This window comes from Rhodococcus sp. NPDC004095, assembly GCF_053604015.1.
This window is the reverse complement of record NZ_JBSGGS010000008.1, coordinates 170,120-192,229: the sequence shown is the minus strand read 5'-3', so window position 1 is coordinate 192,229 and position 22,110 is coordinate 170,120. Positions and strand designations below refer to the sequence as shown.

Sequence of the window (22,110 nt, the reverse complement as noted above, 5' to 3'; positions counted from 1 at the left end):
CATGAAGGTCATGGCACAGCTCGCGATGGTGATGAACCTCGACAAGTGCATCGGCTGCCACACCTGCTCGGTGACGTGCAAGCAGGCATGGACGAACCGATCCGGCACCGAGTACGTGTGGTTCAACAATGTCGAAACCCGGCCGGGGCAGGGCTATCCGCGCACCTACGAGGACCAGGATCGGTGGCGCGGTGGCTGGGTGCGGGACTCGAGGGGGCGGCTGCGTCTGCGCGACGGCGGCCGGCTCAAGAAGCTGTCGCGGATCTTCTCGAACCCGAAGCTCCCGGAGATCTCGGACTACTACGAGCCGTGGACCTACGACTACGAGAATCTCACCAACGCGCCGCTCGGTGATCAGATGCCGGTGGCTCCGCCCCGCAGCCTGATCACCGGCAAGCCGATGAAGGTGGAGTGGTCGGCGAACTGGGACGACAACCTCGGCGGGTCACCGGAGATCCTCGCCGACGACCCGATCCTGAAGAAGGTCTCCGATCAGGTCACACTCGAACTCGAGCAGACCTTCATGTTCTACCTGCCCCGGATCTGCGAGCACTGCCTGAACCCGGCCTGCGTCGCGTCCTGCCCGTCGGGGGCGATGTACAAGCGGTCCGAGGACGGCATCGTGCTCGTCGACCAGGACAAGTGCCGCGGCTGGCGGATGTGCGTGTCCGGATGTCCGTACAAGAAGGTGTATTTCAACCACAAGACCGGCAAGGCCGAGAAGTGCACGTTCTGCTATCCGCGCGTCGAGGTGGGCCTGCCGACGGTGTGCGCGGAGACCTGCGTCGGGCGGCTGCGCTACATCGGGCTGATCCTCTACGACGTCGACCGGGTGCTCGAGGCGGCATCGGTGACGGACGACAAGGATCTGTACGAGGCGCAGCTGGACACCCTGCTCGATCCGAACGATCCGCACGTGGTCGCCGCCGCGCACGCCGCAGGCATCCCGGACACCTGGATCGAGGCGGCACAGCGGTCGCCGATCCACGCGCTGATCAAGGAGTTCCGGGTCGCGCTGCCGTTGCATCCGGAGTTCCGGACCATGCCGATGGTCTGGTACGTGCCCCCGCTGTCACCGGTCGTCGACGCCGTCAGCCGCGACGGTCACGACGGCGAGGACCTGGGCAACCTCTTCGGCGCATTGGAATCGCTGCGGATTCCGATCGAGTACCTGGCCGAACTCCTCGCTGCGGGGGACACCGAGGTGGTCGCCGGGGTGCTGCGCAGGCTCGCGGCGATGCGCTCGTACATGCGTGACATCAACCTCGGACGGCTCCCGCAGGAACACATCCCGGCAGCGGTCGGAATGACCGAGGAACAGATGTACGCGATGTACCGGCTGCTCGCACTCGCGAAATACGAAGAGCGGTATGTGATTCCGTCCGCCTATGCCGAGGAGGCGCATGGGCTGGAAGAGACCGTCACGGAATGCGCGCTCGACTTCGAGGGCGGTCCCGGCCTGTACGACCAGGGATCGGGGCCGTTCGGGGAGGCGAGTGGCGGTCCGGTCCCGGTGGCGGTGGAGACGTTCCACGCGCTGCGGCAACGGCAGACCAGCGAGGCGATGGGCGCGAACGCGAGCAACCCGTCGCGGGTGAACCTGCTGAACTGGGACGGCAAGGGTGTGCCGGACGGCATGTTCCCGGGCGAGGGGACCCGGCGGTGAAGGGAACCGTGCGATGAAACTGCTACGCCGCCCGACCTCCTCGGGGAACGCTCGGCTGGTGCAGCGGCACCGGTTGGTGTGGCAGGCGTCGTCGTTGCTGCTGGCCTACCCGGACGACGGCCAGGACGACCGGCTCGCCGCCGTCGACGCGCTGCTCGCCCACCTGCCCGGTGAGCTCGCGGACCCGCTCGCCGCGCTCGCCCGGCACCTGCGGGAGCGGCCCCCGCTCGAGGCGGCCACCGCGTACGTCGACACCTTCGACTTGCGCCGCAGGACCACGTTGTTGCTGACCTACTGGACCGACGGGGACACCCGCAACCGCGGGTCGGCGATCCTGAACTTCGCCCGCGCCTACCGGGAGGCGGGCGCGGAGCCGCCGACCGGGGAGTCCGCCGACCACCTCGCCGTGGTGCTCGAGTTCGCCGCCACCGTCGCCCCCGACATCGGGGGCCGGTTGCTGGCGGCGAATCGGGCCGCGATCGACATGCTGCACCTCGCGCTTCGCGAGTCGGGGTCGCCGTACGCGGACGTGCTCGGCGCGGTCGCCGCGACGCTGCCCCCGGCGACCGAACCGGACCGGAAACGGGCCCGGGACCTGGCGCTGACCGGTCCGCCCGCCGAGGCGGTCGGCCTGCAGCCGTTCACGCTGACCGTGCCGCCGAGGCGACAACCGGGTGATTCGCCGCGATCGGAAGGAGCGCACTGACATGTCCGCCGGGGAGATCTACTGGGACGTCGTCCCGTACGTGACGCTCGCGATCCTGGTCATCGGCACCTGGTGGCGATACCGGTACGACAAGTTCGGCTGGACCACCCGCTCCTCCCAGCTCTACGAGAACCGGCTGCTGCGGATCGCGAGTCCGCTGTTCCACTTCGGCATCCTGGTGGTGATCCTCGGCCACGTCATCGGCCTCGTCATCACCGAGTCCTGGACCGAGGCGATCGGCATCAGTGGGCACATGTACCACTGGGGTGCGGCGATACCCGGCGTCATCGCCGGCCTCGCCACCCTGGTCGGCGTGGCACTGCTGATCTACCGGCGTCGGACGACCGGCCCGGTGTTCACCGCCACCACCCTCAACGACAAGGTCATGTACGCCCTGCTCGTCGCCGCGATCGTCGCCGGGCTCGCGACCACGATGATCGGCGCCTTCGAAGGGAACGAGGCCCACAACTACCGCGAGACCGTCTCGCCGTGGTTCCGGTCGATCTGGATCCTGCAGCCGCGGGGCGACCTGATGGCGGAGGCGCCGCTGTCGTTCCACATCCACGTCACGATCGCGCTGGTCCTGTTCGCGCTGTGGCCGTTCACCCGGCTCGTGCACGCCTTCAGTGCGCCGTTCGCGTACCTGTTCCGGCCGTACATCGTGTATCGCAGCCGCGAGGGCGCACGCCCGGGGGAACTCGTCGGCTCGGAGCCGCACCGGCGCGGCTGGTGACGGCGCCGCCTTCGGACGGATGTGGACGCGGCTGTACTGTTTGGACTTCTACGTCCGGACTTTCTCCCGAGGACCGCTGAACCACTACATGGCCACCACAGCTCGCAGTCGCACCACCACGATCCCGAGGAAACGAACCCGCACGCCGCGGTCCACCGTGCGTCGCACGGTGCTGCCCGGGGGGCTGCGGGTGGTGACCGAACACATGCCCGGCGTGCGCTCGGCGTCCGTCGGCGTCTGGGTGGGGGTGGGTTCGCGCGACGAGCAGGCGTCCGTCGCCGGCGCGGCGCACTTCCTCGAGCACCTGCTGTTCAAGGCAACCCCCACCCGCAGCGCGCTCGACATCGCGCAGGTGGTCGACGGGATCGGTGGGGAGCTGAACGCGTTCACCTCCCGCGAGCACACCTGCTTCTACGCGCACGTCCTCGACGAGGATCTGCCGTTGGCGATCGACATCGTCAGCGACGTGGTGCTGCGCGGGAAGTGCCGGTCCGCGGACGTCGACATCGAGCGCCAGGTGGTGCTCGAGGAGATCGCGATGCGCGACGACGACCCCGAGGACCTGCTCGGCGACGAGTTCCTCACCGCCCTGTTCGGCGATCATCCCGTCGGCCGGCCGGTGATCGGGTCCACCGAGTCGATCGAGGCGATGACGCGCACCCAACTGCACTCGTTCCATGTCCGCCGGTACACGCCGGAGCGGATGGTGGTGGCCGTCGCGGGCAACGTCGATCACGACGAGACCGTCGAGCTGGTGCGCCGGGCGTTCGGCGGCCACCTGACCGACGGCGCCGTTCCCGCCCCACGGCGGGAGGGCAGGCTGCGGCCGCGTTCGGCGCCTGCGCTCAGCGTGCTGCGGCGGGACAGCGAACAGGCCCACCTCTGCGTCGGCGTGCGTGGCCTGGGCCGGCACGAGGGCCACCGGTGGGCGCTGTCGGTGCTCAACACCGCGGTCGGCGGCGGGCTGTCCTCGCGGCTGTTCCAGGAGATCCGGGAGGAACGCGGCCTGGCGTACTCGGTCTACTCGAGCGTCGACACGTTCGCCGACACGGGGGCGTTCTCGGTGTACGCGGGCTGCCAGCCGGAGAACCTCGCGGATGTCACCACCCTGATCCGGGAGGTGCTCGCGCAGGTCGCCTCGAACGGCATCACCGATGCCGAGTGCGCCCGCGCGAAGGGCTCGATCCGCGGGGGAATGGTGCTCGGGCTGGAGGATTCGGGTTCGCGGATGCACCGGATCGGCCGCCAGGAACTGAACTACGGCAGCCACCGCACCATCACCGAGACGTTGCGGCGGATCGACGCCGTCACCACCGAGGAGGTGCGGGAGGTCGCGGCGATGCTGCTGACCCGGCCGTTCGCGGCGTCCGTGGTCGGACCCTACAAGCGGGCGCGGGACCTGCCCGCCGTGGTGCGTGGGATCGTCTGATGCTCGCGAAACTGGGGTCACGCCGGGCGATTCCGTTCTTCGTCGTCCTGGTGATCACCCTGGTCATGTTGTTCTCGCCGGGGTCGACGGTGCCGAGTGGGCCGCCGAACAGCGACAAGGTCACGCACCTGCTGATGTTCCTGGCCCTCGCGGTCGCCGCGCGGTACGCCGGGTTCCGGGCCGGGTGGGTGCTGCTCGGCGGCGCGCTGTACGCCGCGGTGTCGGAGGTGCTGCAGGCGCTGCTGCCGATCCATCGCAGCGGATCGATCTGGGACTGGGTCGCCGATGTCGTCGGCGTCGCGGTGGGCCTGGCACTGGTGTGGTGGGTGGCCCACCGCCGACGGTCCGGGGGTGCCCGATCAGGACGCGAAGAGTCCCAGCAGGCCACCGAGATCGAGTGACCCGAAGTCGGCCGAACCGCCACCGCCGGTGGAGGGATTGCAGCCGGTGACGGTGATCGAGTGCCACTGCCGGTCGCCGATCCACTCGGGGGTCTCGGTCGGGGTCTGCCCGTTGTTCCCGGGCGGGCCGAGCACCATCCGGTAGTCGATCTTGTGCGTGTCGGCGTCCGGGTTCGGCAGCGCCGGGTTCCAGGCGCCGTTGAGGTTCTTCAGGTCCTGGACGTAGGTGGCAAGCACCGGCGCCCGGTCGGAGACCATGGTGCGGTTCTCGACGGTGTTCTCCGGAACCTCGTCGGGCCACGTCGGCGACTCCGCCTTCGAGGCCATGTTCGGCGTGCCGGTCCGCCAGACCGGGAATCCGACGCCGATGTCGCGTCCCTCGGGAACCTCGTCGTCGATGCGCCAGTCGATCGTGTAGGTGGTCACGTTCGTCTGGTTCTCGATGTTGAACTCGGCCTTACAGTTGCCCAGGTCCTTCGCCCAGAACTGCACCGGGCCGGTGCGCTGCCCCTCGTCGGCGGTTTCGGCGACGGCGGGTGCGCTGGAGAACGCGAAGATCGATCCCGCTGCCACGGCCAGGGCCGCGGTCACTCTCACGGATGCATTCATGTGGCGGTTCCTTTCGTCTCGTGGCCGGGCAGCCTAACCACGGGTGGTCGTCGGGAACGCCGGAATGACCGAAGTCGAGTAGCCAGCGAGTAGCGTGCCTCCTCTCGCCCGGGAACGGCGGAGTCAGCGGGCCGCCGGGCGCCCGGGCCGCGGGATCTCCCTGACCTGCGGCGGCAGTCCCCACTGGATCCGGCCGAGACGGCTGACCGGCGCGATCGCCGCGAAGTCGGGCAAGCCGTCCCCGGCGAGCGTCTCGGTGCGCACGGAGATTGCGCGCACCGATCCCATCACCACGAAACTGTCGCCGACCTCGATCACCCGGAAGAGTTCGCATTCGATGGCGATGGGGGACTCCGCCACCCGCGGCGCCGCCACCCGCTCGCTCGGCTCGGCGGTGACCCCGACCGTGTCGAATTCGTCGACCGCGGCGTCGAACATCGCCGAGCTCGCGTTGACCTGCTCGATCAGGTGCGCCGGCGCCAGGTTCACCACGAACTCGCCCGTCGCCTCGATGTTGCGGAGGCTGTCCTTGCGGGTCACCGAGGTGAACTGCACGACAGGCGGATTCGCGCTGGCGACGGTGAAGAAGCTGTAGGGCGCCAGGTTCGGGGTGCCGTCGGCCGCGCGTGTGGAGACCCACGCGACGGGCCGCGGCACCACCGACGCGGTGAGGAGTTGGTACATCCGGTGCGGGGCGGTGGCGGCGGGGTCGAAGAGCGTTCGCACCCCGACATCGTGCCACCGTGCGCGGCCCGTGGGCGGGTCGACGATTCAGCCCCCGCCCGACGTCACATCCCGGGCATCATCGGCATCCCGGGCATCATCGGCATGCCGGGCATCATCGGCATGCCCATGTGATGCATCCACATCATGAACTGATGCCACCAGGACATCATGTCGGAAGGCATTGCGATCACTTCCTCACCTAGGTTCCGCCCGTCCATTGTCCGCCCGACGGGGGCCGGAGTCGATTGCGTAGGCTTGCCTGGACGTGCAAGACGATCGGATGGAGTGAGGGTCAAGTGACGGTGATTCGGGTCGGTGTCCTGGGTGCCAGGGGCAAGGTCGGCCGTACCATCTGCGAGGCCGTCGAGGCGGCTCCCGACCTGGAACTGGTGGCGCAGGTCGACGCGGGCGATCCGATCGAGATGTTCGTCGACACCCGCACCCAGGTGGTCGTCGACTTCACCAACCCCGACGTGGTGATGGGCAACCTGGAGTTCCTCGTCGCGAACCGGATCCACGCCGTCGTCGGCACCACCGGCTTCGACGAGGACCGCCTCGCGCAGGTGCAGCGCTGGCTCACCGAGCAGCCCGAGGTCGGCGTGCTGATCGCTCCGAACTTCGCGATCGGCGCGGTGCTGTCGATGCGGTTCGCACAGCAGGCCGCGCGGTTCTTCGACTCCGTCGAGGTCATCGAACTGCACCATCCGAACAAGCTGGACGCGCCGTCCGGCACCGCCTACCGCACCGCGGCGCTGATCGCCGCAGCCCGCGCCGAGGCCGGGCGGGGACCGAGCCCCGACGCGACCACCACCGAACTCGACGGCGCCCGAGGCGCGGATGTCGACGGGGTCCGGGTGCACTCGGTGCGCCTGGCCGGACTGGTCGCGCACCAGGAGGTGCTGCTCGGCACCCAGGGCGAGACCCTGACGATCCGGCACGACTCCATCGACCGCAACTCGTTCGTGCCGGGTGTGCTGCTCGGTGTCCGCGAGATCGCGGGCCGTCCCGGCCTCACCGTCGGCATCGACCCCCTGCTGGACCTGTGAAGGGCACCTCGACCAAGGTCCTCGTGGCGATCGCGGCGATCGTCGTCGCGCTGGCCTTCTACTTCGTGCTGCTCGGTCAGCGTGGCATCGCCCTGATCCAGGACGGTGGCGCCGTCCCCGTCGTACTCGGCATTGCGGTACTGGTCCTCCCGTTCATCGGCGTCTGGATGGTCTACTCGACGGTGCGTTCCGGCTTCCAGCACCAGCATCTGGTGGCCCGGGCCCGCGACGAGGGCCGCGACCTCGACGTCTCCGATCTGCCGAGGATGCCCTCCGGGCGGATCCAGCGGGACGCCGCGGACGCGCTGTTCGCGCAGGTGCAGACGGAGTGGGAGGCCGACCCCGACAGCTGGCTCACCACCTACCGGCTGGCCCGCGCCTACGACTACGCCGGCGACCGCTCGCGGGCGCGCGAGACGATGCGTCGCGCGGTGGCGCTCGAAGCGGCCGAGCGTGGAGCGAACTAGCGGCGCACCGGGATCGTCCGGGCGGTTGTCCGGGAGTTCGAGCACCAATTCAAGAGATTACGGGGTACCGGAGAAATGCCGCGTCTGCTGATCGTCCACCACACGCCGTCGCCGTTCATGCAGGCGATGTTCGAGGCGGTCGTCTCCGGCGCGACCGCGCCGGAGATCGAGGGCGTGGAGGTCGTCCGGCGGGCAGCGCTCGCGGTGACACCGTCGGACATGCTGGAAGCGGACGGCTACCTCCTCGGATCACCAGCCAACCTCGGCTACATCAGCGGTGCCCTCAAGCACGCGTTCGACATGTGTTACTACCCGATCCTCGACTCCACGCGCGGACGGCCCTTCGGGCTGTACCTCCACGGGAACGAGGGAACGGAGGGCGCCGAACGCGCGGTGGACTCGATCACCACCGGCCTCGGATGGGTGAGGGCGGCTGCGGACGTCGTGGTGTCCGGGAAGCCGAGCAAGGCCGACATCGAGGCGTGCTGGGAGCTGGGGGCGACCGTGGCTGCGGGTCTGATGGGGGAATGAGCGGCGCTACGAGCTCGGTGTCGCCGTCGCGGTCACGCTCGCGGGCTGAATCGGGGGCCTGGCGCGGGCGCTGACCGCCGGACCGGTCCGGGCCCGAGGGCGCCCTTTCGGGGCGGCCGGAGGTCGGGTCGGAGTCCGCGAATCCGGCCATACAGGGCGTGCATGGATGTATGGTCGTGCCCTGGATGTGCCGAGTTCTGGTCTGTACCGCGCGGCGGATGGAGGGGCCCGATGGGCGGAGGCTTCGGTGCGGCCGCACTGCCCGGATCGCCTGCGGACGTGACCACGGACTGGCTTCAGCGCGTACTTTCCGACACCGACGCGCGGGTGGCGGTCGAGGGATTCGACCTCGAACCGGTCGGAACCGGACAGACGGCGGCCACGTACCGACTGACCGTGCGGTACCGACGCGCGTCGGACCTCCCGGACACGTTCGTTCTGAAGCTTCCGTCCCAGGACGACTCGGTGCGTGACCGAGTGGCACTCGGCTACCGGTCGGAGCACGCCTTCTACACCCAGGTCGCGGCGTCGGTCCGGATGCCGGTCCCGCGGTGCTTCTACTGCGAAACAGACGACGGTGGAAGAGATTTCGTACTCCTTCTGGAGGATCTCTCGCCTGCCGTCCAGGGGGACCAACTACGCGGCTGCGGCATGACCGAGGCCCGGCTGGCGGTGACGGCGCTGGCCGGCCTGCACGGCCCGGGGTGGTGCGACCCGCGCTGGACGGACTTCACCGGCACCGTGATGCCGAGGCCGGGTGAGGACACCGCCGCCGGCCTCGGCGAGGTCTGCCGGGTGGCGGCCGACACCACGATCGAGCGCCTCGGTGGACGCCTCGGTGAGGCGGACGTTCGCACCTTGCGTGAATCGGCGGACCTGATCGGCGCCTGGCTGCTGCGCGACGTGGAGCGGTTCGCGATCCTCCACGGCGACTTCAGGCTCGACAACCTGCTCTTCCATCCGGACGGCGAACGGATCGGCGTCGTGGACTGGCAGACCCTCGCCGTCGGCCTGCCTGCCCGCGACCTCGCATACTTCGTGGGGACCAGCTTCGCGCCCAGCACGCGAGCCGACTGCGAGCGCGAGCTCGTGGAGGTGTACCACCGCGCACTCCTCGAACACGGTGTCGAGGGATACGGCCTCGACGAGTGTTGGCGCGATTACCGCGTCGCCGTGCTGCAGATACCGATGATCACCACGCTCGGCTTCGCGTTCTCCGCGGCCACCGACCGTGGTGACGACATGATCGTGACGATGCTGGAGCGGGGCTGCGCGGCGATCCGCGACCTCGGCTCCCTCGACCTGATCCGGGAGCAGGCGTGACGCGGACACTGGACGAACTCGGCTGTTACCTGCTCGGCGGCCAGCCCCGTTCGGCGCGAGAGGTTCTCGACGAGGTGGCGGACGCCGAACGTCTCGGGCTCGGCACGGCCTTCCTTTCCGAGAGGTACAACAAGAAGGAGATCGGTGCCTTCGCCGGGGCCGCGGCCGCGGCCAGCACCAGCGTCCGCCTGTGCACCGCCGCCACCAACCACAACACCCGGCACCCGATGGTGACCGCGGGCATGACGCGGACACTGCGTGACCTCACCGACGGACGTTTCACCCTCGGCATCGGTCGCGGTGTCGCGGTGCTGCAGGGCGCGTACGGAATCCCGCCGATCACCACCGCCCAGATGGCCGACTTCGCGCTCCTGATGCGCAGGCTCTTCCGCGGCGAGACGATCGTCGGTCACGACGGACCGTCCGGCCGCTACCCGGTGCTGTACCTCGACTCCGAACTCGACGAGTACCTCCCACTGGGGATCGTGGCCTTCGGACCCGAGACCCTCAAGCTCGGCGGCAGGCTCTTCGACGACGTGGTCCTGCACACCTACTTCACCGACGAGACCACCAGCCGCTGCGTCGACCTGGTCAAGTCCGCTGCCGAGGAGGCGGGGCGGGACCCCGACAGTGTGAAGGTCTGGGCCTGCCTCGCCACCGTCGGTGATCACATCGCTCCCGTGGACGTACTGCGCAAGACCGTCGGACGGCTGGGCACCTACCTGCAGGGATACGGCCAATTGCTCGTCGACACCAACGGCTGGGATCCGGTCGTGCTGCAAAGGTTCCTGTCCGACCCGGTGATCAGCAGCGTCGGGGGCCTCGACATCGTCGGGACCACCGACCAGCTGGAGCACGCGGCCGGCCTGCTGCCCGACGAGTGGCTGGCCCCCGCGGCCACCGGCACACCCGCGCAGTGTGTCGACGCGATCCGCCATCAGTTCGACCTCGGCTGCGACGGCGTCATCCTGCACGGCTCGACCCCGGCCGAACTGGCCCCGATCGTCGCCGCCTACCGCGGCGCGTGCTGACCCGCGCGGGCCGAGGTGCCCCTGCCCCGGGTGCGGGTCACCGCACCGGGACGGTGTTCGGGTCCGCGGGATCGACGGGGGACGGATCGAACGGCGGCGGGTTGTCGGGGTCGAATCGTCCCGGCAGCGTGGAGCAGGTCGCCCCGGGTTCGGGAAAGGTGTTCGGGTTCAGCCGGAGGGCCGAGACGAACAGGTCGATGCGGCGGTCGTAGGTGTCGCCCAACGCGAGCTGGTGGCCCCACGACTGCAACGAAATCGGTTCCGGCAGTCCGGGATACGGGGACATCAGCAGGTAGCTGTTCCCGTCCACCCGCGCCGCGAGGCGGCTGCGGTCGTCGCCGCGGATCCGGTCCGGGTCGTACGCGATCCACACGGCGCCGTGCTCGAGCGAGTGCACGATGTTCTCGGTCCGCACCGGGGTGTCGTACACGACGCCGTTGCAGGCCGCCCACGTCGCGTCGTGCGGTCCGCCGACCGGCGGCACCATGTCGTAGGCCACGCGCTGCGTCGGACTCACGTGCAGACCGACGGGCGGCTCCACGACGACGATCCCGTCGATGCCGGTCGACGGATCCGGGTTGTCGACGGTCGGGCCGAACGGGTCCGCGGTGGCGGTGCCCTCCACCGACGCCGAGCACCCCAGGGCGGTCAGGGCCAGGACGGCGACGGTGATCGAAATCGCGATGCGCACCCGCGGGATGGTAGCGGCAGGGCGGTGTCGGTGGTCCGTGGCAGGGTGGACGGCATGCTGACGATGACTGCGGCCGCGGCGCGCCGGACCGCGCTGGCCGCGCAGGGCTTCGCCGACCGCAGGCCGGCGGGGACGGCGACGCGTCGGCAGGTGCTGAAGGTCGTCGGGCGGACCGGGCTGTTGCAGCTGGATTCCGTCTCGGTCGCGGTCCGCGCGCACTACATGCCGGTGTTCAGTCGCGTCGGCAGGTACGACCGCGACCTGCTCGACTCGGCGGCCTGGCGGCACACCGTCGCCAAACCCCGTGCGCTCGTGGAGTACTGGGCGCACGAGGCGGCGCTGATCCCGATCGAGGACTGGCCGCTGCTGCGCTGGCGCATGCGGGACTACGCCGCCGGGCGGTGGGCGGGGGAGCGCCGCGTCCTCGAGCGCAACCCCACGCTCGCCAGGGACGTGCTCGACGCGATCGCCGAGGTCGGTGCGGCGACGGCCGGGGACGTCGAAGGGCACCTGCGGATCACGCCGCCCGCGGGCGGCCGGACGTGGTGGGGTCGCAGCGACACCAAGGTCGTCTGCGAACAGCTCTTCGCCGCCGGCGCCCTGTCGGTCGATCGCCGGGTCGCGTTCGCCCGGCACTACGACCTCGCCGATCGGGTGCTGCCCGCCGAGGTCCTCGCCGTCCGCGTCGAGGAATCCGACGCCGTCCGCGAGCTGGTCCGACGCTCGGCGGCGGCGCTCGGGGTCGGCACCGAGGCCGATCTGCGGGACTACTACCGGCTTTCGGCGGCACAGTGCCGCACTGCGGTCGCCGACCTGGTCGACGAGGGCACGCTGATCCCGGTCTCCGTGCGCGGCTGGGACGCGCCCGGCTACCGGCACGCCGACGCCCGCACGCCGCGACGCGCGACCGGCACCGCGCTGCTGAGCCCGTTCGATCCGCTGGTGTTCTGCCGCCCACGCACCGAACGGATCTTCGGGTTCCGGTACCGGATCGAGATCTACACGCCCGCCCACAAACGGGTCCACGGGTACTACGTGTTCCCGTTCCTGTACGGCGGCGAGCTGGTCGCGCGCGTGGACCTCAAGGCCGACCGGGCCGCCGACGCGCTGCGGGTGCCCGGCGCGTTCGTCGAGCCCGGACACCACCCCGGCGAGGTCGCCGACGCGCTCGCGGCCGAACTGCGCGCGATGGCGGACTGGCTCGGCCTGTCCGACGTCGTCGTGGGCGAGCGGGGCGACCTCGCCGCCGCGCTCGCGGCCCGGGTGTGAGCGCGGCCCGGCGTCAGCCCTGGTCGGAGAGCGGTCCGAGCTCGGCGTCGAGCACCCGCTGCACCACCTTCATCGCCGACAGTGCCGCCGGGGCGCCGCAGTAGCCGGACGAATGGATCACGGCCTCGGTGATCTCGGTGCGGGTCAGGCCGTTCGTCAGCGCGCCGCGCACGTGACCCTCGAGTTCCTCGTGCGCCCGCAGCGCGATCAGCATCCCGATGTTCAGCAGGCTGCGATCCCGCCGCTCCAGACCGGGGCGGGTCCACACCCCGCCCCACACCGTGGCGGTGACGTGATGCTGGAGGGCCTCGGAGTCGGTGCCCCGGCTGCGGTCGAGGGCACGGTCGACGAACTCGTCGCTCATCACCGCACGCCGCACCGCCAGTCCCGCGTCGTAGCCGGTGTCGTGCTCGCTCATTTCGGATACCTCCGGGGTCGATCGGATCGTGAGTGCCCCGAGGGGCACATCCGATTCTGCCCGGCGGCTAGAGGTCCAGGCCCGGCGAGGTCGCCAGGGTGATCAGCTGGTCGACCGTCGGGGCGGCGTCGAGGAGGTCGACGCTGAAGGTGACTGTGGTGCCCGACGGGCGGGCCACGGCCACGAACGTCGTGCCGTACTCGTCGGTGACGTGCACCCGGGTGCCGTCCGGGCGGAGGTCGCCCGCCGGGGGTGTGTCGGGTGGCAGTGCCGGTGCGATGGTGACCCGGAGACGCGTGTCGCCGGTGGTGCCAGGCAGCGTCACCTCCGTGCACACCGACGTGCGGGTGGAGTCGGTGAGCTGTAGCGATCCGAGGGGACGGTCCGGGGGCGAAGGCATCGGGCCGAGGGCGGCCCAGGCGGTGTCGAGCGCGACGCCGAGCCGGTCCACGTCGGCGCGGGTCAGCGGACGGCCCTGGCGATTCTGTCCCGTGCCGCAGCCCATCCGCGCCGCGGCGGTGCCGGCGGGAACCGGTGTGGTGGTGCGCAATCCGGGGTCGGCGGCGATCGAGGCCAGCTCGTCGACGGTCAGGGGCAGGGCGCCGCTGTGCGCGTCGCCGTCCTCGTCGTCGACCGTGACGATGACGCGTGAGCCGTCCGGCGGGTAGGCCGTCGCGACGGCGGCCAGGGTGCGCACACCGCGGAGCTCGGACCAGGTGTCCCGGACGTCGACGACGGTGCCGTCGGGGAGGAGACGCCGCTCGTCCAGCTCACCCGCCACGCACGGCGGTGGCGGACGGTCCCAGGTCCGGACCGCGGCGTACAGGGTCCCGGTGTGGCCGCCCCGGACCACGATTCCCCTGGCGTCGCTCTTGCCGGTCACGTCGTCGGGGTCGACGTGGTCGGGGAGGGTGTCGGTGTTGATCCGAAAGATCGGCTGGAACAGCAACATTCGAGATGGTGCGTCGAACAGTACCTCGACGTCCGTCGGGAGGGTGCCGAGGAGTGCCTCGGTCATCGCCGTCGCCTTGGCCGCGGTGAGCCAGGTGAAGTCCGGGTCGTCGTAGCCGTACGACGCGCCGTACATGCGCCAGCTCGCCGCGGTCACGGGTGGCGGCGAGGGTAGCACCTCGTCGCAGCCCGGGATGTCGACCGGATACGCGACAGGTTCGGTGACGTACTCCGGTGCCGTCGAGTCGGTGCTGTCGTGGGGCAGTGCCCATGCGGCGCCGATCCCCAGCGCGACGATCGCACCGACGACGGCGGTGTCGCGCCACGACCACCGGGCCCGACGTGTGTCAGGCCCGGTGGTCTGCTTCGGTGCGCTCACCGCCGCGGCGTCGGTCCCCGGCCCGGGTCAGCCCTCGAGGAACTTGGTCAGGCCCTTGGAGGCGGTGTCCAGCGCCATCTTCTGGGCCTTCTTCACCAGGAAGCCGGGCACCGGAATCCTCGGATCGACGGTCAGAGAGAACTGAACGTGGGTGCCGCCGTTGCCGTTCGAGGTCAGGACGTAGCTGCCGTCCTGCTGCTTCTGCTGGGTGCCCGACACCAGTGTCCACGCCAACTTCTCGTCGCCCTCGAAGGTGTAGTCGACGACCTGCTCGTCGGTGATGCCGACCACCGAAACGGTCATCCGCACCCGGTTCGGCCGACCGTCGGGGTGGGTGCTCTCGACGGTCACCGACTTGTGCGCCGACGACCACTCGGGCAGCCGCTCGACCGCGACGAGCGCCGCCATCACCGTCGACGGATCGGCATCGACTTCGAACTCCTTGGACCCGGACACTGCCATGACCCACCCCTTCGCGCTTGCTGTGACAACCTGAGTCGTCAGTAGATCACTACCGGAGAAGATCACCACCGGGCGACACAACCTTACCGGTGGGTCAGTTACAGGCCGAACCTCGTGTTCTCCCGGCTGCGGCGCATCTGATCGCTCAGTGCCCCCTGTACGGCCTGCGCCACCCACGAGTTCAGTGACACCCCGTTCTGTGCGGCGGCCTCCTCGGCGCGCGCCTTCACCTGCTCGACCAGTCGCAGTGTCACCCGGGAGATGTCGCCGCCGAGGTCGTCGAAGTCCGACGACCGCGGCGGCGTCCCGGTCTCCGTCCGGGGCGCCTGCCCCGACTCCGTGGCCCGGTCGGTCTCGTCGGCTCGGTTGGTCTCCGTGGCCCGCTCGGCGCCGGTGACCTCGACGCTCGCCTCGGTGCCGGTCAGGCGCACGTGCACGGCACGGTCGCCGAGCGCGGTCGAGACCTCGGTGGCGAGGTCGGACAGCGCGCTGATCAGCATGAGGCGGGCCGAGTTCTCCGCGGCGTCGGCGAGGGCCTCCGCGATGCGTCGGGTGTTCTCGTCGCCGAGGGCCGCGACTGCGGTCAGGTCGCGACGCAGGGTCTGGGTGTAGTTCGACAGCTCCATGGCACCATGATGACGCCACGTGTGACGTCAGTCAAGGGGATGTGGTGTCGGATGTGGCGTCACGGTGGCGTCAGGAGAGGAGTTTCGCCTTCAGCGCGGCGATATCGGCATCCGTCAGACCGAGTCCCTGGCGCACGTAGGCGTCGAAGCTGCCATAGCGCTCCTCCGCGGTCGCGAACGAGGTGTCCAGCCAGCTCTGCTGCACGCCGTCGATCGACCCCGTGCTACCGGTGCCGTCCGTGCCGCGGTAGACGTTCGACAGCATGAAGTCCTCGTTCACGGTCGCCCGGTCGACGCCGAGGATGGTCAGCAGCACCGCCGTGGTCCATCCGGTCCGGTCCTTGCCCGCACTGCAGTGGTAGAGCACCGCGCCGTCGGTGTCGCGAATGTCGCGCAGCACCGCACCGAACGCCTCGTTCGCGCCGGGTCCGTCGATGAACGCGACATACGCCGACTTCAGGTCCACCAGTGTGGTGATCGGCGAACCGCCGAGCACGTCGTACCAGTTCGCGGTCGCGCCGGCCGGTACCTTGTCCGGCTGGATGGTCCGCTCGTACACGGTGCGGAGGTCGTCGACGACCTTCACGTTCAGGGACTGCAGCTTCGTCAGGTCCGCCGCGCTCAGGCTGCTCAGGGCGTCGGTGCGGTAGACGAGGCCGGTCTTGACGGTCTTGCCGTCCGTCGTCGTGTAGCCGCCGACGTCGCGGGCGTTCTTCGCGCCGTCGAGGTGCAGCGAGCGGTCGAAGTCGACATGGTCGGCGATGGAAACCGGTGCGGCGATCGCCGCCGACGAGCCGCCGCCGACGAACAGGGCGGTGGCTGCGGCGAAGGCGGCAGTGGCGCGAATCAGACGATTGGTGGTCACGCGGGGCTCCCTCGGATCGAATCGATTGGACGCTCGTCTGGATGTCTACACCCGCGACGCCACCGGGAGTTGAGGATTGGGCGTTCATCGGTGAACGATTCGAGATTCCTCGGGACGCGCGATCGCGGGGAGTGGGCCGCGTGCCTTCGGGATTCGCCTCGGAAGCCGGGACGGCGCCCGGAAGGCGGTGCATACTCCGTGTGCCGTTCGATCAGGGCGGGACACGTCGATTCGAGGAGAGATATGCAGAACAGCGATATCAGCACGGTGGTCGACCAAATCTGGTGGATGCGGGCTCTCCTTCTGCTCGGGCCGTACGTCGGATCGGACGTATAGACACGCCTACCGTCGTCGTTGGATCGCCCGATGGTCCCGCGCCCGCCGAAGGCGGGCGCGGGACAGGGAGCCGGATCTGCGGCGAGGGGCGGGGCCGGGACCGCCTATCGTGCAGGTGGCAGACGGGTCTGCGGAAGGTGGGAGTGCAGTGCGGCAAGCGGTGTCCCTGAAGGTGCAGCTCATCGCGAAGACGGAGTTCTTCGCGCCCGACGACGTGCCGTGGGAGACGGACGCGGACGGCGGCGAGGCTCTCGTCGAGTTCGCCGGGCGCGCCTGTTACCAGAGCTGGAACAAGCCCAACCCGCGGACCGCCACCAACGCCGGCTACCTGCGGCACCTGCTCGAGGTCGGGCACGAGTCGGTCCTCGAACACGGCAGCGTCAGCTTCTACATCACCGGCATCTCGCGGTCCTGCACCCACGAACTGATCCGGCACCGGCACCTGTCCTACTCCCAGCTGTCGCAGCGGTCGGTGTCCGAGCGGGACGCCAAGGTCGTCGTGCCGCCCGCCATCGCAGGCGATCCCGAACTCGAGGCCCTGTTCGAGGCCGCGACAGAGGCCAGTCGCGCCGCCTACGGTGAACTCCTCGAGGCGCTCGACGGCAAACTCGCGCACGTGCCCAACGGCTCACTGCGCGGACGGCAGGCCCGGCAGGCGGCCCGCTCGGTGCTGCCCAATGCCACCGAGACCCGGCTGGTGGTGACCGGCAACTACCGGGCGTGGCGGCACTTCATCGCGATGCGTGCCACCGAGCACGCGGACGTCGAGATCCGGAAGGTCGCGGTCGAGTGCCTGCGTCAGCTGTCTGCGGTGGCACCAAACGTGTTCGGCGACTTCGGTATTGCGGAACTTTCCGACGGCACCGAGGTGGCGGTCGGCGAGTTCGGCACCGGCGCCTGACGGGGTGCCGCGGGTCGGGTCCGCACGGTGTGCGGAGTGGGCGGCGTCACCGGGTAACCTTGACAACCATGACCCATGCTGAATCCGCACCAGTCGAGCGCCCGTTCGGCACCGTCCTGACCGCGATGGTGACCCCGTTCACAGCCGACGGGAAGCTGGACGTGGATGCGGGTGTGCGGCTGGCCACCCATCTCGTCGACGGCGGATGCGACGGCCTGGTTCTCGCGGGCACCACCGGCGAATCGCCGACCACCACCGAGTCCGAGAAGCTCGAACTGATGCGCGCGGTGATCGACGCCGTGGGCCACCGCGCGAAGATCGTCGCCGGCGCGGGCAGCAACGACACCGCGCACAGTGTCGAACTCGCCCGCGACGCCGCGAAGGCCGGCGCGCACGGCCTGCTCGTCGTCACCCCCTACTACTCGAAGCCGCCGCAGTCCGGGTTGCTCGCCCACTTCACCGCCGTCGCCGACGCCACCGATCTGCCGGTGATGCTCTACGACATTCCGCCGCGCTCGGTGGTGCCGATCGCCACCGAGACGATCTACCGGCTCGCCGAGCATCCCCGGATCAAGGCGGTCAAGGACGCCAAGGGTGATCTCGCCGCCGGGGCCGAACTGATCGCCAACACCGACCTCGAGTTCTACTCGGGCGACGACCCGCTCAACCTGCCGTGGTTGTCGGTCGGTGCCGTCGGATTCGTCAGCGTCATCGGGCATCTCGTGCCCGGACGGCTGCGCGAGCTGCTCGCCGCGTACCAGGCGGGTGACATCGTGCGAGCCCGCGAGATCAACGCCGGCCTGCTCCCCGTTATCCGGTCGGTCGGCCGACTCGGTGGCGTCAGCGCCTCGAAGGCGGGCCTGCGCCTGCAGGGCATCGAGGTCGGTGATCCGCGCCTGCCGCAGGTGCCGCCGACACCCGATCAGGTCGAGGTGCTGGCCGCCGACCTCCGTGCCGCTGGGGCGCTGTCGTGACCCGCCCGGTGCGCCGTCGCAGCGCACGTCGTCAGGCCGGTCCGCCGAGCACTCCGCCCGTCGCGCCCGAAACACAGCCCGTGAGCGCCGCTCCGGAGACGGAAGCCCCCGCGGCGGCCGAGAAGGCCGCGCCCGCGAAGGCGAAGAAGGCCGCGGCGAAGAAGACCGCGCCGGCCAAGGCCGAGGCCGCGCCCCGGGAGAAGGCGGGCCAGGAGAAGGCGGGCCAGGAGAAGGCGGCCCAGGAAAAGGCCCCGCGCCGGCGCCGGTCGCAGGGTGGTGGCAAGGCGCCGCGGCAGCCGAAGGGCCGCCCCGACGGCATCGTCGGTGTCGACCCGACCGAACGGCTCGGCCTGCCCCCCAAGGCGCCCCACAACGGGCTCCGGGTCGTCGCGCTCGGCGGTATCGGCGAGATCGGTCGCAACATGACCGTCTTCGAGCACCAGGGCAAGCTGCTCATCGTGGACTGCGGTGTGCTGTTCCCGGAGGACCAGCAGCCGGGCGTCGACCTGATCCTGCCGGACTTCGCGCACATCGAGGACCGGATGGACGACGTCGAGGCCGTCGTCCTCACCCACGGTCACGAGGACCACATCGGTGCGGTGCCGTTCCTGCTCCGCCTGCGGCCGGACGTGCCGGTGATCGGCTCCAAGTTCACCCTCGCCTTGGTCGCGGCGAAGTGCCGCGAACACCGCCAGCGGCCGAACCTCGTCGAGGTCGTCGAGGGTCAGATGACCACGCACGGGCCGTTCGAGTGCGAGTACTTCGCCGTCAACCACTCGATCCCCGACGCGATCGCGGTCGCGATCAAGACCTCCGCCGGCGTCGCGCTGCACACCGGTGACATCAAGCTCGACCAGCTGCCGCTCGACGGCAGGCTCACCGACCTCGCCGGGTTCTCCCGGCTCGGGGACGAGGGCGTCGACCTGTTCCTGGTGGACTCGACCAACGCCGAGGTGCCCGGATTCGTCACCCCCGAACGTGAGATCGGTGGGGTCCTCGACGGAGTCATCGGCAAGGCCAAGCAGCGGGTCATCGTCGCCTCGTTCGCGAGCCACGTGCACCGGATCCAGCAGGTCGTCGACGTTGCGGTCCGCTACAACCGCCGGATCGCGTTCGTCGGACGCTCGATGGTCCGCAACATGCAGATCGCGCAGGATCTCGGCTACCTGTCGGTGCCGGACGGCGTGGTCGTCGACATCGACACCGCCGCCAACCTGCCCGACGACCGGCTCGTCCTGATCTCCACCGGCTCGCAGGGCGAACCGCTGTCCGCGCTGTCGCGGATGGCGCGCGGCGAGCACCGGCAGATCAACATCCGCGCCAACGACCTCGTGGTGCTGGCGTCGTCGCTCATTCCGGGCAACGAGAACTCGGTGTTCGCGGTCGTCAACGGGCTCGCCAAGCGCGGCGCGACCGTCGTCACCCAGCAGAACGCCAAGGTCCACGTCTCCGGGCACGCGTCCGCAGGCGAGCTGCTGTACCTGTACAACGCGGTCCGGCCGACCAACGCCATGCCGGTGCACGGCGAGTGGCGGCACCTGCGCGCCAACGCCGCCCTGGCCGCTGCGACCGGCGTGCCGGAGGACCGGATCGTGCTCGCCGAGGACGGCGTCGTCGTCGACATGGTCGACGGGCTCGCCGAGATCGTCGGTCGCGTCCCGGTCGGGCACGTGTACGTCGACGGCAACTCGGTCGGCGATGTCGGCGACTCCACGCTGTCGGACCGGCTGATCCTCGGCGAGGGCGGCTTCATCTCGATCTCCCTCGCCGTCGACGAGCACACCGGCAAGGCCGTGAGCACCCCGCAGGTGTCCGGTCGCGGATTCTCCGACGACCCGGCCGCACTCAAGGAGGCGGCGGTACTCGTCGAATCCGAACTGGCCCGCCTCGCGGGGGAGGGCATCACCGACACCCACCGGATCGCGCAGGCCGTGCGCCGGGTCGTCGGCCGCTGGGTCGCAGACAAGTACCGGCGTCGTCCGATGATCGTTCCGACCGTCATCGGCGTGTAGGAGCCTTCACCGCGTTCGGCCCCCGGTTTCGCCGGGGGCCGAACGTGTTTCGCGTGACCGGCGCCGTCAGGCGAGCAGCCGCCACAGTCCGATCAGGCCGAGCGTCACAATCGCGGCACGCAGTGCGTTGGGGGGCAGTCGCCGGCCGTAGCGGGCGCCGACGGACCCGCCGACCAGCGATCCCGCCGCGATCAGGCCGGCCGCGGCCCAGTCGATCCGGTCGAACGCGACCAGCGTGTACGTCGTCGCCGCGACGACATTCACCAGCAGCGCCAGCAGGTTCTTCGCCGCGTTCATCCGCTGCATCGACTCGGGCAGCAGCGCACCCATCACCCCGATCAGCAGGATGCCCTGCGCCGCGGTGAAGTAGCCGCCGTACACGCCGACCGCGAACGTGCCCGCGGTGAGCGCGATCATGCGGCCGGTGCCCACGTGGTCGGCGGTGCGGCCCGCCGCCTCCGCCCGGGAACGCGCCCACGCCTGGATCCGCGGCCCCGTCACCACCAGGATCAGCGCCCCGATCAGCAGGATCGGCACGATCGTCACGAACGCCTCGTCCGGCAGTCGCAGCAGCAACCACGAACCGAGCAGTGCACCGAGCAGCGAGGCCGGGATCTGCCAGCGCAGCCGATCCCACTGGCCGCCCAGTTCCCGCCGGTAGCCCCAGGTTCCGGAGACACCGCCCGCCACGAGTCCGACCGCGTTCGACATCGTTGCGACCACCGGGGGATAGCCGAACGCCACGAGCGTCGGGAATGTGACCAGCGTCCCGGATCCGACGATCGCATTGATGCCGCCGGCACAGAACCCGGCCAGCGCGATGACGATCATTTCGGCGGCGGACATTCTCGGCACGCTATCGGCGCCGACTTCCTCGCCGACGCGCGGGGAGCGGTAGCGTGCGCGGCATGAGCCTCGCCCGTGACGAACGCCACGCCCTGGTGGAGACGATGACCGCGGTCGGACCCGACGCCCCGACCCTGTGCGGGGACTGGACCACCCGCGACCTCGCCGCGCATCTGGTGCTCCGGGAACGGCGCCTCGACGCGTCCCCCGGGATCATGATCGCGCCCCTGGCCGGATACACCGCGAAGGTGCAGGCCGAACTCGCGCGGCGCCCGTACCCCGAGCTGCTCGAGCTGGTGCGCACGGGTCCACCGGTCTGGTCGCCGTTGTGGCTCGTCGACGCCCAGGCGAACCTGGGGGAGATGTTCGTGCACCACGAGGACGTCCGGCGGGCCGGCGGCGACTGGGAGCCTCGTGACCTGGGGGCGGACTGGGACGCCGCACTGTGGGCGCTCGCGAGGCGGATGGGCAGGATGGCGTTCCGGAAGGCTCCCTGCACCGTCGTCATCGACGCCGGGCAGGGGCGCCGGGTGGTCCCGCGGAAGGCCGCCGGCGCGGACGCGGTGACCCTGACCGGCACTCCCGCCGAGCTGGCGCTGTACGCGTTCGGGCGGGACGCGGTCCGAGTCGCGTTCGACGGCCCGGACCAGGCGGTCGCCGCGGTCCGGGCGATGCCGCGGGGCGTCTGACACCCCTGTTGCGGGTGTTGCGG

The 22,110-nt window shown here is 70.3% G+C and carries 24 protein-coding genes; 15 read left to right on the top strand and 9 right to left on the bottom strand.

The features are described 5' to 3' along the window. Position 1 precedes the first annotated feature (1 nt). The 5 genes from narH (at position 2) to ACWEPG_RS17435 (ending at position 4,935) form a co-directional block, all read left to right on the top strand. Positions 2-1,666, top strand: a complete 1,665-nt coding sequence (narH, locus tag ACWEPG_RS17455) for a nitrate reductase subunit beta (RefSeq protein WP_452594869.1) — start codon at positions 2-4, stop codon at positions 1,664-1,666. Positions 1,667-1,679: 13 nt separating this feature from the next. After that, on the top strand, positions 1,680-2,372 hold the full coding sequence (gene narJ / locus ACWEPG_RS17450) for a nitrate reductase molybdenum cofactor assembly chaperone (RefSeq protein ID WP_450114277.1): 693 nt from the start codon (positions 1,680-1,682) through the stop codon (positions 2,370-2,372). 1 nt (position 2,373) lies between these two features. Then, the gene (narI, locus tag ACWEPG_RS17445; RefSeq protein ID WP_452594868.1) at positions 2,374-3,105 is read left to right on the top strand and encodes a respiratory nitrate reductase subunit gamma; all 732 of its coding nucleotides are present in this window, start codon (positions 2,374-2,376) and stop codon (positions 3,103-3,105) included. Between the two features lie 88 nt (positions 3,106-3,193). Continuing rightward, complete coding sequence (locus tag ACWEPG_RS17440) at positions 3,194-4,534, top strand: M16 family metallopeptidase (RefSeq protein WP_450114279.1); 1,341 nt, start codon at positions 3,194-3,196, stop codon at positions 4,532-4,534. Then, on the top strand, positions 4,534-4,935 hold the full coding sequence (locus ACWEPG_RS17435; protein WP_450114280.1) for a VanZ family protein: 402 nt from the start codon (positions 4,534-4,536) through the stop codon (positions 4,933-4,935). Before ACWEPG_RS17440 ends, ACWEPG_RS17435 begins: the two co-directional genes overlap by 1 nt. Here the strand turns inward: ACWEPG_RS17435 and ACWEPG_RS17430 are convergent. Both ACWEPG_RS17430 and ACWEPG_RS17425 read right to left on the bottom strand, forming a co-directional pair. Then, positions 4,894-5,544 carry a hypothetical protein gene (locus tag ACWEPG_RS17430; RefSeq protein ID WP_452594867.1) on the bottom strand — a complete coding sequence of 217 codons (651 nt, stop codon included), beginning with the start codon at positions 5,542-5,544 and terminating at the stop codon, positions 4,894-4,896. The two genes, ACWEPG_RS17435 and ACWEPG_RS17430, sit on opposite strands and share 42 nt — an antisense overlap. 123 nt (positions 5,545-5,667) lie before the next feature. After that, positions 5,668-6,270: a flavin reductase family protein gene (locus ACWEPG_RS17425; RefSeq protein WP_452594866.1), complete on the bottom strand. Its 603-nt coding sequence runs from the start codon at positions 6,268-6,270 to the stop codon at positions 5,668-5,670. Between the two features lie 302 nt (positions 6,271-6,572). On the opposite strand from ACWEPG_RS17425, the gene dapB reads away from it, so the two are divergent. The 5 genes from dapB to ACWEPG_RS17400 all read left to right on the top strand — a co-directional run bounded on the left by dapB (position 6,573) and on the right by ACWEPG_RS17400 (position 10,668). Continuing rightward, positions 6,573-7,316 (top strand): 4-hydroxy-tetrahydrodipicolinate reductase, encoded by a 744-nt coding sequence (gene dapB, locus ACWEPG_RS17420; protein WP_450114378.1) that lies wholly within the window; start codon positions 6,573-6,575, stop codon positions 7,314-7,316. Then, positions 7,313-7,783, top strand: a complete 471-nt coding sequence (locus ACWEPG_RS17415) for a hypothetical protein (protein WP_450114283.1) — start codon at positions 7,313-7,315, stop codon at positions 7,781-7,783. The genes dapB and ACWEPG_RS17415 overlap by 4 nt, the downstream gene beginning before the upstream one ends. A gap of 75 nt (positions 7,784-7,858) precedes the next feature. Further along, the gene (locus tag ACWEPG_RS17410; protein ID WP_450114284.1) at positions 7,859-8,314 is read left to right on the top strand and encodes a flavodoxin family protein; all 456 of its coding nucleotides are present in this window, start codon (positions 7,859-7,861) and stop codon (positions 8,312-8,314) included. Positions 8,315-8,545: 231 nt separating this feature from the next. Further along, entirely contained in the window at positions 8,546-9,637 is a 1,092-nt protein-coding gene (locus tag ACWEPG_RS17405) for a phosphotransferase family protein (protein ID WP_452594865.1), read from the top strand. Continuing rightward, on the top strand, positions 9,634-10,668 hold the full coding sequence (locus ACWEPG_RS17400) for a TIGR03857 family LLM class F420-dependent oxidoreductase (protein WP_452594864.1): 1,035 nt from the start codon (positions 9,634-9,636) through the stop codon (positions 10,666-10,668). Before ACWEPG_RS17405 ends, ACWEPG_RS17400 begins: the two co-directional genes overlap by 4 nt. Before the next feature lie 37 nt (positions 10,669-10,705). Here ACWEPG_RS17400 and ACWEPG_RS17395 read toward each other — a convergent pair whose 3' ends face one another. Further along, positions 10,706-11,359 (bottom strand): DUF3105 domain-containing protein, encoded by a 654-nt coding sequence (locus ACWEPG_RS17395; RefSeq protein ID WP_452594863.1) that lies wholly within the window; start codon positions 11,357-11,359, stop codon positions 10,706-10,708. Between the two features lie 54 nt (positions 11,360-11,413). On the opposite strand from ACWEPG_RS17395, the gene ACWEPG_RS17390 reads away from it, so the two are divergent. Then, the gene (locus ACWEPG_RS17390) at positions 11,414-12,628 is read left to right on the top strand and encodes a winged helix-turn-helix domain-containing protein (protein ID WP_452594862.1); all 1,215 of its coding nucleotides are present in this window, start codon (positions 11,414-11,416) and stop codon (positions 12,626-12,628) included. Between the two features lie 13 nt (positions 12,629-12,641). Here the strand turns inward: ACWEPG_RS17390 and ACWEPG_RS17385 are convergent, their stop codons facing one another. From ACWEPG_RS17385 to ACWEPG_RS17365, 5 genes are all read right to left on the bottom strand, one after another. Beyond that, positions 12,642-13,046 carry a carboxymuconolactone decarboxylase family protein gene (locus ACWEPG_RS17385; RefSeq protein ID WP_452594861.1) on the bottom strand — a complete coding sequence of 135 codons (405 nt, stop codon included), beginning with the start codon at positions 13,044-13,046 and terminating at the stop codon, positions 12,642-12,644. A 67-nt stretch (positions 13,047-13,113) separates the two neighbouring features. After that, on the bottom strand, positions 13,114-14,376 hold the full coding sequence (locus ACWEPG_RS17380; protein ID WP_452594860.1) for a hypothetical protein: 1,263 nt from the start codon (positions 14,374-14,376) through the stop codon (positions 13,114-13,116). 27 nt (positions 14,377-14,403) lie between these two features. Further along, entirely contained in the window at positions 14,404-14,838 is a 435-nt protein-coding gene (locus ACWEPG_RS17375; protein WP_450114291.1) for an SRPBCC family protein, read from the bottom strand. Between the two features lie 98 nt (positions 14,839-14,936). Next, positions 14,937-15,464 carry a toxin-antitoxin system HicB family antitoxin gene (locus ACWEPG_RS17370; RefSeq protein ID WP_452594859.1) on the bottom strand — a complete coding sequence of 176 codons (528 nt, stop codon included), beginning with the start codon at positions 15,462-15,464 and terminating at the stop codon, positions 14,937-14,939. Positions 15,465-15,534: 70 nt separating this feature from the next. Beyond that, on the bottom strand, positions 15,535-16,329 hold the full coding sequence (locus ACWEPG_RS17365; protein ID WP_452594858.1) for a tyrosine-protein phosphatase: 795 nt from the start codon (positions 16,327-16,329) through the stop codon (positions 15,535-15,537). 484 nt (positions 16,330-16,813) lie between these two features. On the opposite strand from ACWEPG_RS17365, the gene thyX reads away from it, so the two are divergent. From thyX to ACWEPG_RS17350, 3 genes are all read left to right on the top strand, one after another. Next, on the top strand, positions 16,814-17,566 hold the full coding sequence (gene thyX, locus ACWEPG_RS17360) for an FAD-dependent thymidylate synthase (protein ID WP_450114294.1): 753 nt from the start codon (positions 16,814-16,816) through the stop codon (positions 17,564-17,566). Positions 17,567-17,634: 68 nt separating this feature from the next. After that, complete coding sequence (gene dapA, locus ACWEPG_RS17355; protein WP_450114295.1) at positions 17,635-18,540, top strand: 4-hydroxy-tetrahydrodipicolinate synthase; 906 nt, start codon at positions 17,635-17,637, stop codon at positions 18,538-18,540. Continuing rightward, positions 18,537-20,552, top strand: a complete 2,016-nt coding sequence (locus ACWEPG_RS17350; protein ID WP_450114296.1) for a ribonuclease J — start codon at positions 18,537-18,539, stop codon at positions 20,550-20,552. Before dapA ends, ACWEPG_RS17350 begins: the two co-directional genes overlap by 4 nt. Before the next feature lie 66 nt (positions 20,553-20,618). On the opposite strand, the gene ACWEPG_RS17345 is transcribed toward ACWEPG_RS17350, so the two are convergent. After that, positions 20,619-21,398, bottom strand: coding sequence for a sulfite exporter TauE/SafE family protein (locus ACWEPG_RS17345; protein WP_452594857.1), 780 nt, complete (start codon positions 21,396-21,398; stop codon positions 20,619-20,621). 62 nt (positions 21,399-21,460) lie between these two features. Between ACWEPG_RS17345 and ACWEPG_RS17340 the strand changes: the two genes are divergently transcribed. Beyond that, positions 21,461-22,087, top strand: a complete 627-nt coding sequence (locus tag ACWEPG_RS17340) for a TIGR03085 family metal-binding protein (RefSeq protein WP_452594856.1) — start codon at positions 21,461-21,463, stop codon at positions 22,085-22,087. Positions 22,088-22,110 lie beyond the last annotated feature (23 nt).

Coding starts and splice junctions, on each gene's coding strand:
- ACWEPG_RS17370 (WP_452594859.1), bottom strand. CDS start 15,464: ATGGAGCTGTCGAACTACACCCAGACCCTGCGTCGCGACCTGACCGCA.
- ACWEPG_RS17430 (WP_452594867.1), bottom strand. CDS start 5,544: ATGAATGCATCCGTGAGAGTGACCGCGGCCCTGGCCGTGGCAGCGGGA.
- dapA (WP_450114295.1), top strand. CDS start 17,635: ATGACCCATGCTGAATCCGCACCAGTCGAGCGCCCGTTCGGCACCGTC.
- ACWEPG_RS17390 (WP_452594862.1), top strand. CDS start 11,414: ATGCTGACGATGACTGCGGCCGCGGCGCGCCGGACCGCGCTGGCCGCG.
- ACWEPG_RS17340 (WP_452594856.1), top strand. CDS start 21,461: ATGAGCCTCGCCCGTGACGAACGCCACGCCCTGGTGGAGACGATGACC.
- ACWEPG_RS17375 (WP_450114291.1), bottom strand. CDS start 14,838: ATGGCAGTGTCCGGGTCCAAGGAGTTCGAAGTCGATGCCGATCCGTCG.
- ACWEPG_RS17410 (WP_450114284.1), top strand. CDS start 7,859: ATGCCGCGTCTGCTGATCGTCCACCACACGCCGTCGCCGTTCATGCAG.
- narI (WP_452594868.1), top strand. CDS start 2,374: ATGTCCGCCGGGGAGATCTACTGGGACGTCGTCCCGTACGTGACGCTC.
- narJ (WP_450114277.1), top strand. CDS start 1,680: ATGAAACTGCTACGCCGCCCGACCTCCTCGGGGAACGCTCGGCTGGTG.
- ACWEPG_RS17435 (WP_450114280.1), top strand. CDS start 4,534: ATGCTCGCGAAACTGGGGTCACGCCGGGCGATTCCGTTCTTCGTCGTC.
- narH (WP_452594869.1), top strand. CDS start 2: ATGAAGGTCATGGCACAGCTCGCGATGGTGATGAACCTCGACAAGTGC.
- ACWEPG_RS17385 (WP_452594861.1), bottom strand. CDS start 13,046: ATGAGCGAGCACGACACCGGCTACGACGCGGGACTGGCGGTGCGGCGT.
- ACWEPG_RS17405 (WP_452594865.1), top strand. CDS start 8,546: ATGGGCGGAGGCTTCGGTGCGGCCGCACTGCCCGGATCGCCTGCGGAC.
- ACWEPG_RS17345 (WP_452594857.1), bottom strand. CDS start 21,398: ATGTCCGCCGCCGAAATGATCGTCATCGCGCTGGCCGGGTTCTGTGCC.
- ACWEPG_RS17440 (WP_450114279.1), top strand. CDS start 3,194: ATGGCCACCACAGCTCGCAGTCGCACCACCACGATCCCGAGGAAACGA.